The organism is Streptococcus mitis (assembly GCF_023110375.1).
GTDB lineage: Bacteria > Bacillota > Bacilli > Lactobacillales > Streptococcaceae > Streptococcus > Streptococcus mitis_CI.
Genome location: NZ_JALDVV010000001.1, coordinates 140,867 through 156,810, shown reverse-complemented (window position 1 = coordinate 156,810; position 15,944 = coordinate 140,867). Strand labels below are relative to the sequence as shown.

The window sequence follows — 15,944 nt, the reverse complement described above, 5'->3', positions numbered from 1 at the left end:
TCCCCAGTCGTTAGACCAGGGACTAAGAGGCATCATCATGTGATGAGCAGGTTCACACAACTCATCAAGGTCCGCTCCTGCGTTATGACCTCCTTATGCTCAATAGTAGTCCGAAGACTACCTATCGACTCATCGCATCTTCTATTCTACTAAAGAGAATCACTTTTGTCAACAGACGAAACTCTTTAGTTTCATTTACACAGCTGAATAGAAATATCTTTGAAACATTTGATGCATACATAACAAAAACCCTTGTAAATCAAGGGTTTTTCTGTCTATTTAATGCTAATTGCCGGGATTGAACCGGCGACCTCATCCTTACCATGGATGCGCTCTGCCAACTGAGCTAAATCAGCTTACCTAAAAAGTATACTATAGTTAGAAAAACTTGTCAAGTTTCCTTAGAAATTTTCCATAAGAAAAAGCCAGGTAAGAGCTACCTAGCTTGTCTTCTTCTATTTGCTTAAATCAATTCGACGACCAATTTTACCAATAATAATTGCACCAATAATCAATGAGGCAAATTCACCAATTCCTGTTGTGAACCAAGTAAGGAAAAATGGTAATTGTGCTACGATATTCAACTCGGCAGCGATAGTAAACATAGAAATCGAAAAGAGGATTGAAAAGAAAAAATGATCTTTTCGAATTAATCCGTTAAAGAGGTAATCTTTGCTGTATTTTGCAAAGAGCCAAACACCTAGACTGAGGAATACTAAGGTTGATCCACCACCAACAAAGACATCTAGCAGTCCGAAGCTAAAGAAATTAGCAATCATACAACCGATGGTAACTCCTATGATGTACTTAGGATTGTAAAAAGCCATAAAGTTCATCATTTCTGAGATACGGAACTGATAAGCACCATAGCTAATGGCATTTAGGGGTGGTGTGACAGTTAAAACGACATAGATAGCAGCAACGATTGCAATATCTGCAACATCACGAATAGTTAATTTTTTCATGTTTTCTCCTTTGGCGGTTTCCCGCGTGTAATATGCTTGGTGAAAGAAGCTAAGCACCAAGGGTTGATTCAATCAACCTTACTAGTATAGCACAATAGCCTGCTTTATGCTATACTAAAAACATGAAAATTTGTATTCAAAAATTTCTTAGCAATGAAATCTTAGCCTATCTCTTTTTTGGCCTTGCAACAACCCTAGTTTCGATTCTCTCACGATTAGTCATTTATCAACTAACACACAAAGAACTTCTCGCTACTGGACTAGCAAATATTATCGGTATCCTCTTTGCCTTTATCACAAATGATACAATCGTGTTTAAGCAAGCTAGACAGAATTGGTCAATCCGTTTAGTAAAATTTACTATAGCACGTCTTTCTACTTTTCTGTTAGACTTGTTTTTAACTTTTCTCTTTGTAAGCCAATTTCCTAATATTATCGGACAATTTGTAAATGATAATATTGACAAAGTTAATAGTATTGAAACAGTTATTTCACAATTCTTAATAATTATCCTCAATTACATTTTTAGTAAGGTATTTATTTTTAAAAAATAAGAAAAAATTTAAGCATATACCTTGCAAGAGCTTCTTAATTAATATATAATTAAGAGTAAAAATTTTTTGAAAGGGAAAATGAAAATGTTAAAAGATCTTAAAGCATTTTTGCTTCGTGGTAATGTTGTTGACCTTGCTGTCGGTGTGATCATTGCCTCTGCTTTTGGTGCAATCGTTACATCACTTGTTAACGATATCATCACTCCACTTATTTTGAATCCAGCCTTGGAAGCTGCGAAAGTACAAAACATCGCTGATCTTGCTTGGAATGGTGTTACATATGGTAAATTCTTGAGTGCTGTTATCAACTTCCTAGTTATCGGTACTGTTCTCTTCTTCGTTATTAAAGGTATTGAAAAAGCTCAAAGCCTTACTAAGAAAGAAGAAGCTGCTGAGGAAGCTCCAGCTGCTCCAACTGAGTTGGAAGTACTTCAAGAAATCAAAGCTCTTCTTGAGAAAAAATAATCTATTAAAGGATCTAGCGCAAAGCTAAATCCTTTTTTCTTTACTCTTTTGGTAATTTACCTGCTTTCTCAAGCATTTTCTTGATAAGATAAGGCATCTTAACATTCTCACGACCTTTTTTCTCAATCAGTTTTTTCACAAATTCAGGCATTTGTAAATCTTGAGATTCGGCCAAAATGTTTTTCATCTCATCTGAAGGAACTAACTCATCAAAGGTTTCTTCTTCTGGGAGAAATTCCTTAAACTCTTGATCTTCATTGGCTCTGACTGTATTGACCAAGGCATCAATCAAGCGAGAATCCGTATTTGGCATTGGTGGACGATGGTAGTTGACACCCAATTCCTGACACAAGTCATAACATTCCACATCGTTGTCAAACAAGACCTCAATGTGCTCACTGATAAAACTAATAGGTATAAAAATATAATGGTCTGGATGTTCTTTCCGTTCTCTGAGATACTCTAAAACATCTGGCTTAATCCATGGAATACCGATATCACTTTCACTCTGCCAAGTGTTAGTATATTGTTCTGAACCCAAGCCCAACTTTTCAGCGACTAGCTTGCTATTTTCAAAAATTTGATCGATATATGGGTCACCAAAATCCAAGGCAAAAATAGGCACACTGTGGGCTGAAAAGATGACTTTAAAGCTATCCTGCTTTACTTCTTCTTTTAAAATCTTAGCAATTTCATCTGCCCAATAGTTTAAGAGCGCTTCTTCTTGATACCAGTCCTTGATAACTAAAAATTGAATTTGTTTGCTTTCTAAAAATTTCTCGTATCCCATGACAGAGTAAAAAGAATAATGAGGCTCCAAAATCAAGCAAATACACTGCTCGATTCCGTCTGCTTCCATCTGACCGATTACATCTGGGATAAAGGGTCTAGAAAACTTATTAGCAAAATAAACACTGTATTCATTCCTCAGTCTAGCTTCTACCAAGGCAACCTCTTTACGGGTAATTTTTTGCAGAGGAGTACCTCCAATTCGCACATAATTATCATAGAGTGTTTGAATCTCGTGGTCTTGAGGTCTCACTCCACGACGAATATTTGTGAAAAAATCAGCCACACCTTCAAAGGTAATCTCTTCTGGCGAACCGAAAGTCATCATTAAAATTGCTTTTTTCATAATCGCTTCCTTGTGATATTTTTATCAAGTTTATTTTATCATTAATTCGTTTATAAGTAAACGCCAACATAGCGAATTTCCCTAACTTCAGTCTTTTGTTTTTCTCTCTTTTCTATGATACAATGGAAAAAATGAATTCAAAAGGAGTTTTTTATGACTTATCCCAATCTCTTGGACCGCTTCTTAACCTACGTTAAGGTCAATACGCGCTCTGATGAATACTCTACTACTACTCCAAGTACGCAGAGTCAGGTAGATTTTGCTACAAATGTTCTTATTCCTGAAATGAAACGTGTTGGATTACAAAATGTTTATTATCTACCAAATGGTTTTGCAATTGGGACCTTACCAGCCAATGATCTATCTTTAACACGTAAGATTGGCTTTATATCTCACATGGATACTGCTGACTTTAATGCCGAAGGAGTCAATCCACAGGTAATTGAAAACTACGATAGTGGTGTGATTGAACTTGGAAATTCTGGTTTCAAACTCGATCCAGCTGACTTTAAGAGTCTTGAAAAATATCCAGGACAAACACTCATCACAACAGATGGAACAACCTTGCTAGGAGCTGATGACAAGTCAGGCATTGCTGAAATTATGACAGCTATTGAATATCTGACTGCCCATCCTGAAATCAAACACTGTGAGATTCGTGTTGGTTTTGGTCCAGATGAAGAAATCGGTGTTGGTGCTAATAAATTTGATGCAGAAGATTTTGATGTTGATTTTGCCTACACAGTTGATGGTGGCCCACTAGGTGAACTTCAATACGAGACTTTCTCAGCAGCTGGTGCTGAATTACATTTCCAAGGACGCAATGTCCACCCTGGTACCGCCAAAGGTCAGATGGTCAATGCCCTTCAGCTAGCAATTAATTTTCACAATCAACTTCCAGAGAATGACCGACCTGAGTTAACAGAAGGTTACCAAGGCTTCTACCATCTAATGGATGTGACAGGTAGTGTCGAAGAGGCGCGTGCAAGCTACATCATTCGTGATTTTGAAAAAGATGCCTTTGAAGCGCGTAAAGCAGCAATGCAGTCCATCGCTGATAAGATGAATCAAGAACTTGGTATCGAACGTGTCACTCTAAACTTGTCAGACCAGTACTACAATATGAAAAAAGTCATTGAAAAAGATATGACTCCAATTACCATTGCTAAAGGCGTTATGGAAGATCTGGGTATCACTCCTATTATCGAACCAATCCGTGGAGGGACAGACGGCTCTAAGATTTCCTTTATGGGAATCCCAACCCCTAATATCTTTGCTGGTGGCGAGAACATGCATGGACGTTTTGAATACGTCAGCCTTCAGACTATGGAACGTGCAGTTGATACCATCATTGGTATCGTAGCTTATAAAGACTAAAAAGACGAGGTAGCTCAGCTACTTCGCCTTTCTTTTTATTCTGCTGGTTTTTCTTGATTTCCAGTACTTGTTGTAGATTCTGTTGTTTCCTTTTCTGAAGCTGGTTCAGAAGGTTTAGAGTCTGTTGTGTTGCTTGATTTGTTTTCGTCGCTAGCAGTTTCACTGTTAGATTCTGCAGCTGCTGATGTTTCAGTTTCGGGACTGGTCTTATCAGTATTTGCTTCAGCATTTGTTGCTGGATTCGCTTCTTCACTTGCGCTTGATTTTGACTTGATTTCTTGATTCAAAACTAGAATAGCTTTTGTCAATTCAAGCAAAGCAGCTTTATCTTTACTCTTAGCAGAAAGTTGATCTAGTAATGCATCTACTTTATCAAAGTCTTCATCAGAACCCTTATTGTTTTCTAAGTAAGCGTGAAGTGACATGAGGATATCGTAAAGTTTTTGATAGAGTACAAGTGTCTGAGGATCTTGCTCAGCATTTTCCTTCTCTTGTTGAAGGACGCTAGCGATACGAGTCAAGACATCTTTCACCTGACTGTTTACTTCATCCAAGTCTGCATCAGCCTTGTTTGTGGCAGCTTTAAGATTTTCTACTTCTTCTGCCAAGGATTGTCTGATTCCTTCTTCTTGGATTTGTTCCAAGAGTTGATTTGCCTTGCTCAAAAGACTTTCTACTTCTTCCTTGCTAACATGATTGACATGTTCTTCAGGCATAAAGTCTCCGTACAATTCTTTCAAGAAGCCATAAATAGCTGTCTTGGCAGTTTGGTTATCTACTTTTTCAGTATCTAGAACTGTCTGAGTCGATTTAGCAGTAGTTGGCTGAGCTTTCAACGCTTCTTCCACTTCTTGTTTTGCCTGATAGATGCTTGGGAATAATCTGTTCAATTCTGCTGCCTTAAGGAAGGATTGAGATTGATACAAGGTCCAAGTCAACTGAGCCACTTTGTTTCGAAGTTCATCATTTAAACGACCGTCATTTACGTGTTCGTAGAAATACTTGATGTATTCTACAGTTGTAACACCTGTTCGATCATTAAAGTCTTGAAGAGCTTGAAGTTGTGATTCAACCGCTACTAAAGCAGCCTCATCTTTTGCCAATTTAGCTTCTTGAAGTCGAACAAGAAGGTCTTTCTTAGGAAGTCCATAAGAGTCTGTATCCAATGTATTGATTTTATCAATCAAGGCTTGGTATTTCTTATCTAGAGCACTTGTTTCAACAGGTTTGACACTTTCATCAATATGGATATATTGTTTATCAAAGAGATCCAGTGTTGCAAGATAACCTGCTGTAGAGTTAGTTGCCAGTTTCTTCATGTTTTCAGTAAACTGACCTAAGGCTAACTCAATCTGTCTTTGTTCGATAGGCTTGTCTTTATAGATACTTCTGCTATCAGCTAAAAGTTGATCTACTTTTTCCAAGACTGCCTTCTCATCAAAAGCTCCAGGTTGGTAGTTAGATTGAAGAGCTGGAATTTTATTTTTCAAAGCTACTTCATAGCCCTTCGTTTGAACCTTGATGTAGTGATTGTGATCGCCATGAGGAATCACAAAACTACCATTTTCTACCTGTAAACTATAAGGAGACACACCATCTCGCAAAGCAGTGGTATAGAGTTCATTTAGGAAATCAAGTTCTGGATTTCCAGTCTGGAGTGGAAGTCGAACGTGTTCCTTACGAACAGCATATGGGTGGATATGAGTTGGATCGTAGGCTTGGTCTGGATTTCCAAAGACAAAGAATCCGTTTGAAATTCTAATCGCTTCAAGTGGAACACCATAAGTTTTAGAGATATAAGCAATCTTTTCTTCATCACTAGCATCTTTTGAGAAAGACTCTACCGTTTTAGCAAGAGGTTTTACAGGCTCTGCATCATGGTGTGTTTTCAAATGGTCTTGGGCTGCCTTAATTTGCTCTGCTGTCAAATCTTTCTTGAAGAAGTAATGATTATGATCACCGTGTGACATAACAAAGCCTTGTTCATCCTCACTGATGACACGATCGGCATCAAAACCATGATCATGGTCTTCATCATGATGGTGTCCATGATGATCTTCATCGTGATCGTCATTATGAGCTGGATTTGGTGTTGCTGTATTTGCACCTTTCAAGTGGTCTTGAGCTGCCTTGATTTGCTCTGCTGTCAAGTCCTTCTTGAAGAAGTAATGATTGTGGTCTCCGTGACTCATGACAAAACCTTGCTCATCCTCACTGATGACACGATTAGCATCAAAACCGTGAGCATGGTCTTCATCATGTTTGTGTCCATGATTGTCTTTATCGTGTCCATCATCATGTGCTGAACTTGGTGTTACTGGCGTCTTACCTCTCAAATGATCCTGCGCGGCCTTGATTTGTTCTGGTGTTAGATCCTTCTTAAAGAAGTAATGATTGTGGTCACCATGAGTCACGACAAAACCTGCCGCATCTTCACTGATAATTCGATTGACATCAAAATCATGGCCATGTTCGTCATGGTGATGACCGTGTGTATCTTCATCATGATGAGCGTCATGTTCATGTTCGTCATGCTTAGGGTCCTGACTTCCATGGTCACCATCTTGCTCATGATGATGGTTTTGCTGAGTAGGTTTTTCTGCTGGTTTGCTTGGATTCTCCAATGGTGTTGGTTTCACACTGTCACTAGCTAGAGGAATTATTCTCGCAATCTTTTCTTCTAATGCAGAAAGCTTTGTATAGGGGATGAAATGATAGTGATTTCCGTGAGGAATCGCTACACCACTCGGTGTTCTGCTTGAAATCTTAGCAGGGTCAAAAGTCAAACCATCCGATTCAGCATATCGTTGAGTACTTGGAAAAGCATAAAGCTGCTGTAATAGACTTTGAAGACTCTCGGATTTATTACTTGGTATTTCAGCCTGTTGAATAGGCTTGGTAGTTTGACCAGTCCCATTTGTACTTGGACGATAGTCAGTCACACTCGGTTGTTTTCTAGTTCCAGAGAGATAGGCTTGAGCTACAGCCAATTCACTAGCAGACAAGGAACTCTTTGGAATGTAGTGGTAATGTCCACCGTGAGGGATGATATAAGCATCACCAGTATCCTCTATAATATCAGATGCATTAAAGATGTAGCCATCATCAGTAGTATAGCGACCTTGAGATTGAGCAAGCGCCACTGCACTATTAGGTGTTGGGGCATCGTGAGTATGACCTTGTTTTTGGCGTTCAATTTCGTCCTTCGAACGAACGTTATCCGCATGTGCCACATCCTTAAGGTAAACATAATATTTACCATCCACCTTGATAATATAACCACCTTTGACTTCGTTGACAATATCAGCGTCTTTCAATTGATAATTGGCATCTTTCATCAGAAGTTCCTCGCTGAAAATCGCATCAAAAAGAACTTTCCCATTATAATAATGGAAATGATCACCGTGTGAAGTCACATAACCTTGATCAGTGATTTTCACAACAATCTGTTCAGCCTGAATATCTTCTTTTTTGCTAACTCGCTCTGGTGTTTGTGTCTCTGTTTTTTGAGTGTCTTTTTTCCCATCGACATAAGATACACGATTCGTATCTTTATTCTCTCCTGTCTGATGTTGATTCAATGCATAAATACAAAGACTTAAAGAAAGGACGACAGCTGCACCAGCAGCAAGTTTCTTCTTATTTATTTTCATAATCTCCTCATTTCAATTCTTCTGCTAGAACACTCATATTTTCTTCAAGATTTTCTAGATAAGTCTTGTCATTTTGTGGGTCTGCCTCTAAAGGATTCAGAGTTTTAAGACCAACACCTGTTGATTTGACAAGAGTTTCAGCTACTTTCGAAGAAGCATTACTTTCTGTAAAAATCGTTTTAACCTTATAGGTTTTTACAAATTCCTGAATTTCTGTTAGTTGTCTTGGACTTGGTTCTTGTTCTGGAGAGATACCTGCGATTCCAAGTTGATTGAGTCCAAATCGCTTCGCTAGATAAGAAAAGGCTGTATGTTGTGTTACAAATGTCTTCTGACTCGCTTTTTCAAATTTAGGCTGGAATTTCTGAGTTAATTCTTGAGCTTTTTTGATAAAGGCTTGCGCATTTTTTTGATAAGTTTCTTTATGTTCACTATCAACCTCTGACAGTTTATCAGCGATAATCTGAGCTTCTTCTCCAGCTTTTTCAGGATCTAGCCAAGTGTGAGGGTCATAAAGCGTTTTTTCATCAACTCCATCACCTGCTTCCACATCTTCTAGACCAGGGACACGATCCAATGTCATTCCTTCTGAAGCCTCTAAAACCTTAACTTTGGATTTTTTTAGATTGGGATCCAGACTTCCTGCCCAAGATTCAAGTGTATGCGAATGGTAGACAAATACATCTGCATCATAGATCGCTGCAATATCATTTGCTGAAGGTTCAAAGGAGTGAATCCCACTACTTGACTGAATCATTCGAACATCATTCAAGTCACCAGATACTTCCTTGACCATAGCATAGATAGGATAAAAACTGGTCACAATTTTCATACCTTTACTTGACTGGCTTTCCTTGTGGCCACAAGCAGCTAATACCTGAACCAATACACTGGTCATCAATACTAAAATCGTCCTCTTTTTCACTATAACTCCTTAACTAGTGTTTAACCATTTAATTAACTAGTAAATAGTTTATCTTTATTTAGAAAATATGTCAAGAATTTTTACACAATTTCATAAAAAAGAGAACAGAATCCATATTCTGCTCCCTTTTTATCTTCTATAATAGTTGTATAGTTACTTACTCTCCTTTAACAAGACTAATAGCTTTTCAGCTTCTACCATAATAGTATTGTTGTCCTGAGAACCAAATAACAGGTTATTTTTTAATCCTGTGAGAGTTTCGTTGGCATTGGACTTAAGAATTGGATCCTTAATCTTTTTAAGTAACTCTTCCGCCTCTCTCAGTTTTTCTTCAACCTTTTCAGTTTCAACCTGAGGTTCCTCTGGTTCCGATGGTGATTCTTCTTCTGATTCCACTGGTTCTTTTGGTTTTGGAGATTCTGCTTTCTCATTTTTCGGTTTTTCCTCCTCAATTTTTTCTGTCTGAGGTTTCTCCTCTGTTGGTTTCTCTGTTTGATTGTTAGCAGCTTGACTATTGTGGTTTCTTTGAACATGGTCGCTCGCATTGCCCCAACCACTATCTGAATGCGGACGTTCGTTTGGATGTTCAACATAATACTTCACAGTTTCAAATAGCTCTTCTAAAGTATACCCCTTAGGTGCCTCATAAAGTCCTTCGTCAAACCACTCAAATTTGATGTTATGATAATGGTCATAATGAGGTATAATCAAACTTCCATTTTTAACTTCCACAGTATGTTGGAGATTGTAAGGCATACGGTCAAGTGGTACCTTCTTAGCTGCTTTTACTCGATTGTAAATCGCTTCTGCTCCCTTAGCCTCAGTATTTCCTGGACTTTGATGATTTGTTGAAGGAGGCGTCAAACCTTTCTCTTTAGCATAAGCTTGACCTGCTGCTCTTTCAGCTTCAGACAAACTTTCTTTCTTAATCCAATGACTGTGGCTCATATGCGGAGTTACATAGGCATCCCCCTCATCACTGGTGATATCACGGGGATCAAAGATATAGCCATCTTTTGTTGTATACTTGCCTGCCAACTTGGCTATTTGAATCTCATCATCTGTGTAAGCTATTTGTGCATTTGGTTTTCCTAAACGTTCTGGATGACGAATCGGCGCTAGAAAAGCAAGGATATCATCAACTAACTTGACTTTATCACTTGACTCATCGTTGAGACGTTCCAATAGTCTATCCAAAGCGTCAAAATCAGCTTGGCGTCCTTTATTGGAAATCAAATCTTGATGAACTGTTGCTAGTAAATCATAAACTTTGTTGTAAAATTTTTGATCACCAGATGCAAGATTGGTTTTCTTAGCTCCTAACTCATGAGACAAACTTTCTTGTTTGGCAAGTTTATCATCAATGGCTGCAACAGTTTCTGCTGAAAGTTCTTTGGCAGAAATATAACGCGAAATTCCATTCTCTTCGAAGACATAACCATCAACCACCTTTCGAATCACCTGTTTTACTAATTTTCCATCAATTGGATTGCTTGGAGTTGGTTGAGGAGTTGGTACAGGTTGTGGACTTGGTATTGGTGTAAGCTCTGGAGCAGGAATTGGAGTCGGAGTTGGATTTGGAAAGCTTGGATTCGGAATTGGTTTTAATTCTTTACCACCTGCAGTAGTATGATTTCCTTGATAATTTTCAGAAATCATTCTTGCAATCTTCTGCTCTAAGTCAGACATTTGAGAATAAGGGATAAAGTGATAATGATCTCCATGTGGCACTGCAACACCATTCGCAGTTTTTCTTGTAATCTGCGCTGGATCAAAGACAAGCCCATCTGATTCCACATGTCGTTGGCTAAGCGGCAAGGCATAAAGTTGTTTCAAGAGACTGGATACGTCTTCACTCGGACTAGCTTGATAGCTATTATCCACTTGTGGACTAACACTTGGAGTCCATCTTCTGGTATTCGCCTCAACATTTCTTTGATTAGTTTGTCCATATGAACTACTATTCGATGTCTCTGATGAGCTACTGCTAGAAGAATTTGTTGAAGGACGATACCCAACTGAGCTTGGTTGATTAGTTTTTCCAGCTAGGAAGGCTCGAGCTGCAGCTAATTCACTGGCAGACAAGTCACTCTTAGGAATATAGTGGAAATGGTTGCCATGAGGAACGATATAGGCATCACCCGTGTCCTCAATGATATCAGACGCATTAAAGATATAACCATCATCCGTTGTATAGCGGCCTTGAGCTCTAGCAGCGACTACCGCATTATCGTTAGATCCACCTCCGTGATTACTACCGTGTTCCTGCTTCTGACGAGTAATTTCTTCTTTTGAGCGAACATTATCAGCATGTGCTGCATCCTTTAGATAGACATAATACTTACCATCTACCTTAATCACATAGCCACCCTTGATTTCATTAACAATATCTGAATCCTTCAACTGATAATTTGGATCTTTCATTAGCAGTTCTTCACTAATGATAGCATCATAAGGAACCTTGCCATTATAGTAATGATAATGGTCTCCATGAGAAGTCACATAACCTTGATCCGTAATCTTGATAACGATTTGCTCGGCATTAATACCTTCTTTTTTACTGACTTCATCAGGTGTCAAATTCTCTGCCTTTTGGCTTGGTTGGTTGCCATCGATGTATGAAACACGGTTATTTTCTTTTACAGTTTGAGCTTGATGCAAACCTAGTTCATAAGCACAGACACTTAAAACAAGTGCAGCTGCTGATCCAGCTAGATATTTTTTATTGATTTTCATTCTTTCCTCTTTTCTTAACTCTATTTGATTCACTATAAAACAATAAACCAGTTAATTAACTAGTTAATAGTTTACTCTTTTTAGTACTGCTTGTCAAGAATTTTTCGTATATACATAATAAAAATGAAAGTCTCTTTATCGAGACTCCCATCTTTCATTAGTTTGTTTTTTCCTTATTTACAGGTGAAGGATTACTACCTTTCAACAACGCAAGTAATTTTTCTGCTTCTGCCATGATACCATTATTATCCATGGTTTGCAGGCTCAAATTATTTCGTAAACCAGCTAAGGTTTCTGTCGCATTGCCTTTCAGACTAGCATCCGTTACTTTAGCAAGTAAAGCTTCTGCTTCTTTGAGCTTGGCTTCTACTTTTTCAGTCTCTACTTGAGGAACTTCTGGCTCAGCAGGTGTTTCCTCTACTGGTTCTTCATCCACTTTGAAGTTCTTTTTGGGATCTTCACTGTGGTCTTTCTTACCTAAGACATGCTCGCTGGCATTTCCCCATCCGTCATTAGAATGTGGACGTTCATCAGGATGTTCAACATAGTACTTAATCGTCGCAAATAAGTCTTCCAAGGTATAGCCATTTGGAGCTTTGTATGAGTGATCATCAAACCAAGCAAATTTAATGTTATGGTAATGATCCTTGTGAGGAATAATCAAATTACCATTTTTAACTTCAACTGTATGCTCGACCATGTATGGAAGTCGAACGAGTGGAATTCGTTTTTCCCCTTTCACACGATTGTAAATGGCCGCTGCACTATCTCCGGTTGGATTTGCTTGGGTATCTGCGTCTGCTGACGGAGGTAAAATTCCTTTTTCTTTAGTATAAGATTGAGCCGCAGCTTTTTCCTTATCAGAAAGGCTGTCTTTTCCAATCCAGTGACTATGGCCCATATGAGGTGTTACATAGGCATCTCCTTCATCACTGATAATATCATGTTCGTCAAAAATGTAACCATCTGACGTTGTATACTTATCAGCTAATTGAGCAATACGAACTTCGTTTTCGGTATATTCAATTTGAGAATTTGGTTTGCCAAGTCGCTCAGGATGGGTAATTGGTGCTAGGAATGCTAATAAATCATCTACCAATTTTCCTTTATTAGTCGATTCATCATTCAAACGTTCTGCTAATTTGTCTAAAGCTTGGAAATCAGAAGTACGACCCTTATTTTCAGACAAGGCTTTATGAGCCTCGGCCAATAAATTATATGCTTTATCATAAAATTCTTGATCACGAGGAGCAACTTTTTCTTTTTTAGCAGTTAAAGCGTGTGACACACTCTCTTGTTTTGATAACTTGCTTTCCAGATTTTTAACAGTTTCAGATGGTAAATCTTTCGCAAAAACATAACGACTAACGCCCTTATCCTCTATAATATATCCGTCGCCAACTTTTCTAACAACCTGGTTGACATCAAATTCAGTCGGTTTATTTTCCGCTGGCGCTTGAGGTTTGGTAGTAAGCGCTGGCTTCAGTGGAGTAACGCTTGGCAAAACACTGCCATTTTGTCCCTTGACAGCTACCATACGAGCCAATTTTTCTTCCAAAGGTGACATTTGTGAATAAGGGATAAAGTGATAATGGTCTCCGTGAGGCACTGCAACACCATTAGCTGTACGTTTGATGATTTGTGCCGGATCAAAGACTAAGCCATCTGATTCAACATGACGTTCTGACAAAGGTTTGGCATACAATTCACTTAGAAGTGTTGGAATGTCTTCCCCTTGATTTTGATGATATGTTGGGGTGACAGTCAGGTTTGGAGTCTCTGTCAAACTTGGTTGGGCTGGTTTAGCATTATCACTACTTGGTTTACTTGAGTTTGTAGAAGAGTGTGAGCCCTGCTTCCCATTCCAATAGGCTTGGGCTGCAGCCAATTCTCCTGCAGACAAATCACTCTTCGGAATATAGTGGAAATGATTGCCGTGGGGTACAACAAAAGCGTCACCTGTATCTTCAATCACATCTGTCGGACTAAAGACATATCCATCATCCGTTGTATAGGCACCTCCAGTTCCTCGATTCGGTGCCTGCGTATTGAGATTAAAGTTTGGTTTAATGGTTGAACTTGGTGTTGAACTTGTTTTCTCAGGGCTACTTGGTTTCGAATTGTCAGCATGACTTTGAACTGGCTGACCTCCAATTGGCAGATTTCGAGCCAATTTTTCTTCCAAAGCAGACATTTGCGAATAAGGGATGAAATGGAAATGATCTCCGTGAGGGACTGCGACCCCATTTGCTGTACGTTTTGTAATCTGTGCTGGGTCAAATACTAATCCATCAGACTCCACATGACGTTGGCTAAGTGGCAAAGCGTACAATTCTTGAAGAAGACTAGCTAAATCCTCATTTTGACTCTCAGAATCTGTTGCAGGATTTTGAGGTGTCTCAGATTGACTCGTTCTCACACTAGATCTTGTTTCTCCCCTGCTAGAACGATATTCAATCGTACTTAATTGACCGCCTTTTCCAGATAAGAAGGCTTGGGCAGCAGCTAATTCACTGGCAGACAAATCACTCTTCGGAATATAGTGGAAGTGATTGCCATGAGGAACAATATAAGCATCACCCGTATCTTCGATGATATCAGATGCGTTAAAGATATAACCATCATCCGTTGTATAACGTCCTTGGGCTCTGGCAGCAACTACCGCCTGATCGTTAGAGCCACCCCCGTGATTACTGCTATGTTCCTGTTTCTGACGTTTAATCTCTTCTTTTGTACGAATATTGTCCGCATGAGCCGCATCCTTAAGGTAAACATAGTATTTACCGTCTACCTTAATCACATAGCCACCCTTGATTTCATTGACAATGTCTGAATCCTTCAACTGATAATTCGGATCTTTCATCAGCAGTTCTTCACTGATGATAGCGTCATAAGGAACCTTGCCATTATAGTAATGATAATGGTCTCCATGAGAGGTCACATAACCTTGATCCGTAATCTTAATAACGATTTGTTCTGCGTTGATTCCCTCTCTCTTACTGACTTCATCTGGTGTCAAGTTCTCTGCCTTTTGACCAGCCTGATCACCATCTATATAAGCAACTCGATTCGAATCTTTCTTAACTTGACCAGCTTGGTAACGACCTAGTTCATAGGAACAAACACTTAGGGCAAGAACTGCCACTGAACCCGCTACATATTTTTTATTGATTTTCATTCTTTCCTCACTTCAATTCTTCTGCTAGAACACTCATATTTTCTTCAAGATTTTCTAAATAAGTCTTGTCATTTTGTGGGTCTGCCTCTAAAGGATTCAGAGTTTTAAGACCAACACCTGTTGATTTGACAAGGGTTTCAGCTACTTTCGAAGAAGCATTACTTTCTGTAAAAATCGTTTTAACCTTATAGGTTTTTACAAATTCCTGAATTTCTGTTAGTTGTCTTGGACTTGGTTCTTGTTCTGGAGAGATACCTGCGATTCCAAGTTGATTGAGTCCAAATCGCTTAGCTAGATAAGAAAAGGCTGTATGTTGGGTTACAAATGTTTTCTGACTCGCTTTTTCAAATTTAGGTTGGAATTTCTTAGTCAATTCTTGAGCTTTTTTGATAAAGGCTTGCGCATTTTTCTGATAAGTTTCTTTATGCTCACTATCAACCTCTGAAAGTTTATCAGCGATAATCTGAGCTTCTTCTCCAGCTTTTTCAGGATCTAGCCAAGTGTGAGGGTCATAAAGCGTTTTTTCATCAACTCCATCACCTGCTTCCACATCTTCTAGACCAGGGACACGATCCAATGTCATTCCTTCTGAAGCCTCTAAAACCTTAACTTTGGATTTTTTTAGATTGGGATCCAGACTTCCTGCCCAAGATTCAAGTGTATGCGAATGGTAGACAAATACATCTGCATCATAGATCGCTGCAATATCATTTGCTGAAGGTTCAAAGGAGTGAATCCCACTACTTGACTGAATCATTCGAACATCATTCAAGTCACCAGATACTTCCTTGACCATAGCATAGATAGGATAAAAACTAGTTACAATTTTCATCCCTTTACCTGACTGGCTTTCCTTTTGACCACAAGCCCCTAAACACAAAAGAAAGACACTTAACAATACTAAAAATAAACTTTTTTTCTTCATAGATAACTCCTTAACTATTTAATTAACTGGT

10 protein-coding genes, 1 tRNA gene and 1 riboswitch are annotated in these 15,944 nt (G+C 38.7%); of the genes, 3 read left to right on the top strand and 8 right to left on the bottom strand.

The genetic code is table 11. The annotated features are described in order from the left end of the window. Positions 1 to 283 precede the first annotated feature (283 nt). Together M1G12_RS00760 and M1G12_RS00755 are read right to left on the bottom strand one after the other, a co-directional pair. Positions 284 to 356, bottom strand: a tRNA-Thr gene (locus M1G12_RS00760). Between the two features lie 99 nt (positions 357 to 455). After that, positions 456 to 965: a QueT transporter family protein gene (locus tag M1G12_RS00755; protein WP_000737072.1), complete on the bottom strand. Its 510-nt coding sequence runs from the start codon at positions 963 to 965 to the stop codon at positions 456 to 458. Then, positions 963 to 1,059: riboswitch (PreQ1 riboswitch) on the bottom strand. Its footprint overlaps the gene before it by 3 nt. A 28-nt stretch (positions 1,060 to 1,087) precedes the next feature. Between M1G12_RS00755 and M1G12_RS00750 the strand changes: the two genes are divergently transcribed. Both M1G12_RS00750 and mscL read left to right on the top strand, forming a co-directional pair. Beyond that, positions 1,088 to 1,519 (top strand): GtrA family protein, encoded by a 432-nt coding sequence (locus tag M1G12_RS00750; RefSeq protein ID WP_004254310.1) that lies wholly within the window; start codon positions 1,088 to 1,090, stop codon positions 1,517 to 1,519. Positions 1,520 to 1,603: 84 nt separating this feature from the next. Beyond that, entirely contained in the window at positions 1,604 to 1,984 is a 381-nt protein-coding gene (gene mscL, locus M1G12_RS00745) for a large conductance mechanosensitive channel protein MscL (protein ID WP_020902842.1), read from the top strand. Positions 1,985 to 2,024: 40 nt separating this feature from the next. Here the strand turns inward: mscL and hemH are convergent, their stop codons facing one another. Next, positions 2,025 to 3,119 (bottom strand): ferrochelatase, encoded by a 1,095-nt coding sequence (gene hemH / locus M1G12_RS00740; RefSeq protein ID WP_247949221.1) that lies wholly within the window; start codon positions 3,117 to 3,119, stop codon positions 2,025 to 2,027. 153 nt (positions 3,120 to 3,272) lie between these two features. Here hemH and pepT point away from each other — a divergent pair, with 153 nt between their 5' ends. Beyond that, the gene (pepT, locus tag M1G12_RS00735; RefSeq protein ID WP_247949220.1) at positions 3,273 to 4,496 is read left to right on the top strand and encodes a peptidase T; all 1,224 of its coding nucleotides are present in this window, start codon (positions 3,273 to 3,275) and stop codon (positions 4,494 to 4,496) included. Between the two features lie 35 nt (positions 4,497 to 4,531). On the opposite strand, the gene M1G12_RS00730 is transcribed toward pepT, so the two are convergent. The 5 genes from M1G12_RS00730 to adcAII (M1G12_RS00710) all read right to left on the bottom strand — a co-directional run bounded on the left by M1G12_RS00730 (position 4,532) and on the right by adcAII (M1G12_RS00710) (position 15,913). Next, complete coding sequence (locus M1G12_RS00730; RefSeq protein WP_247949219.1) at positions 4,532 to 8,149, bottom strand: pneumococcal-type histidine triad protein; 3,618 nt, start codon at positions 8,147 to 8,149, stop codon at positions 4,532 to 4,534. Between the two features lie 7 nt (positions 8,150 to 8,156). Then, positions 8,157 to 9,047 (bottom strand): zinc-binding lipoprotein AdcAII, encoded by an 891-nt coding sequence (gene adcAII, locus M1G12_RS00725; RefSeq protein WP_282186105.1) that lies wholly within the window; start codon positions 9,045 to 9,047, stop codon positions 8,157 to 8,159. Between the two features lie 180 nt (positions 9,048 to 9,227). Beyond that, on the bottom strand, positions 9,228 to 11,810 hold the full coding sequence (locus M1G12_RS00720; RefSeq protein ID WP_247949217.1) for a pneumococcal-type histidine triad protein: 2,583 nt from the start codon (positions 11,808 to 11,810) through the stop codon (positions 9,228 to 9,230). A gap of 157 nt (positions 11,811 to 11,967) precedes the next feature. Further along, a complete protein-coding gene (locus M1G12_RS00715) occupies positions 11,968 to 14,988 on the bottom strand; it encodes a pneumococcal-type histidine triad protein (RefSeq protein ID WP_247949216.1) in 3,021 nt (1,006 codons plus the stop codon). Positions 14,989 to 14,995: 7 nt separating this feature from the next. Next, positions 14,996 to 15,913 (bottom strand): metal ABC transporter substrate-binding protein, encoded by a 918-nt coding sequence (gene adcAII, locus M1G12_RS00710; RefSeq protein WP_247941952.1) that lies wholly within the window; start codon positions 15,911 to 15,913, stop codon positions 14,996 to 14,998. Positions 15,914 to 15,944 lie beyond the last annotated feature (31 nt).

Coding starts and splice junctions, on each gene's coding strand:
- M1G12_RS00750 (WP_004254310.1), top strand. CDS start 1,088: ATGAAAATTTGTATTCAAAAATTTCTTAGCAATGAAATCTTAGCCTAT.
- mscL (WP_020902842.1), top strand. CDS start 1,604: ATGTTAAAAGATCTTAAAGCATTTTTGCTTCGTGGTAATGTTGTTGAC.
- adcAII (WP_247941952.1), bottom strand. CDS start 15,913: ATGAAGAAAAAAAGTTTATTTTTAGTATTGTTAAGTGTCTTTCTTTTG.
- M1G12_RS00715 (WP_247949216.1), bottom strand. CDS start 14,988: ATGAAAATCAATAAAAAATATGTAGCGGGTTCAGTGGCAGTTCTTGCC.
- M1G12_RS00730 (WP_247949219.1), bottom strand. CDS start 8,149: ATGAAAATAAATAAGAAGAAACTTGCTGCTGGTGCAGCTGTCGTCCTT.
- M1G12_RS00720 (WP_247949217.1), bottom strand. CDS start 11,810: ATGAAAATCAATAAAAAATATCTAGCTGGATCAGCAGCTGCACTTGTT.
- adcAII (WP_282186105.1), bottom strand. CDS start 9,047: ATGACCAGTGTATTGGTTCAGGTATTAGCTGCTTGTGGCCACAAGGAA.
- pepT (WP_247949220.1), top strand. CDS start 3,273: ATGACTTATCCCAATCTCTTGGACCGCTTCTTAACCTACGTTAAGGTC.
- hemH (WP_247949221.1), bottom strand. CDS start 3,119: ATGAAAAAAGCAATTTTAATGATGACTTTCGGTTCGCCAGAAGAGATT.
- M1G12_RS00755 (WP_000737072.1), bottom strand. CDS start 965: ATGAAAAAATTAACTATTCGTGATGTTGCAGATATTGCAATCGTTGCT.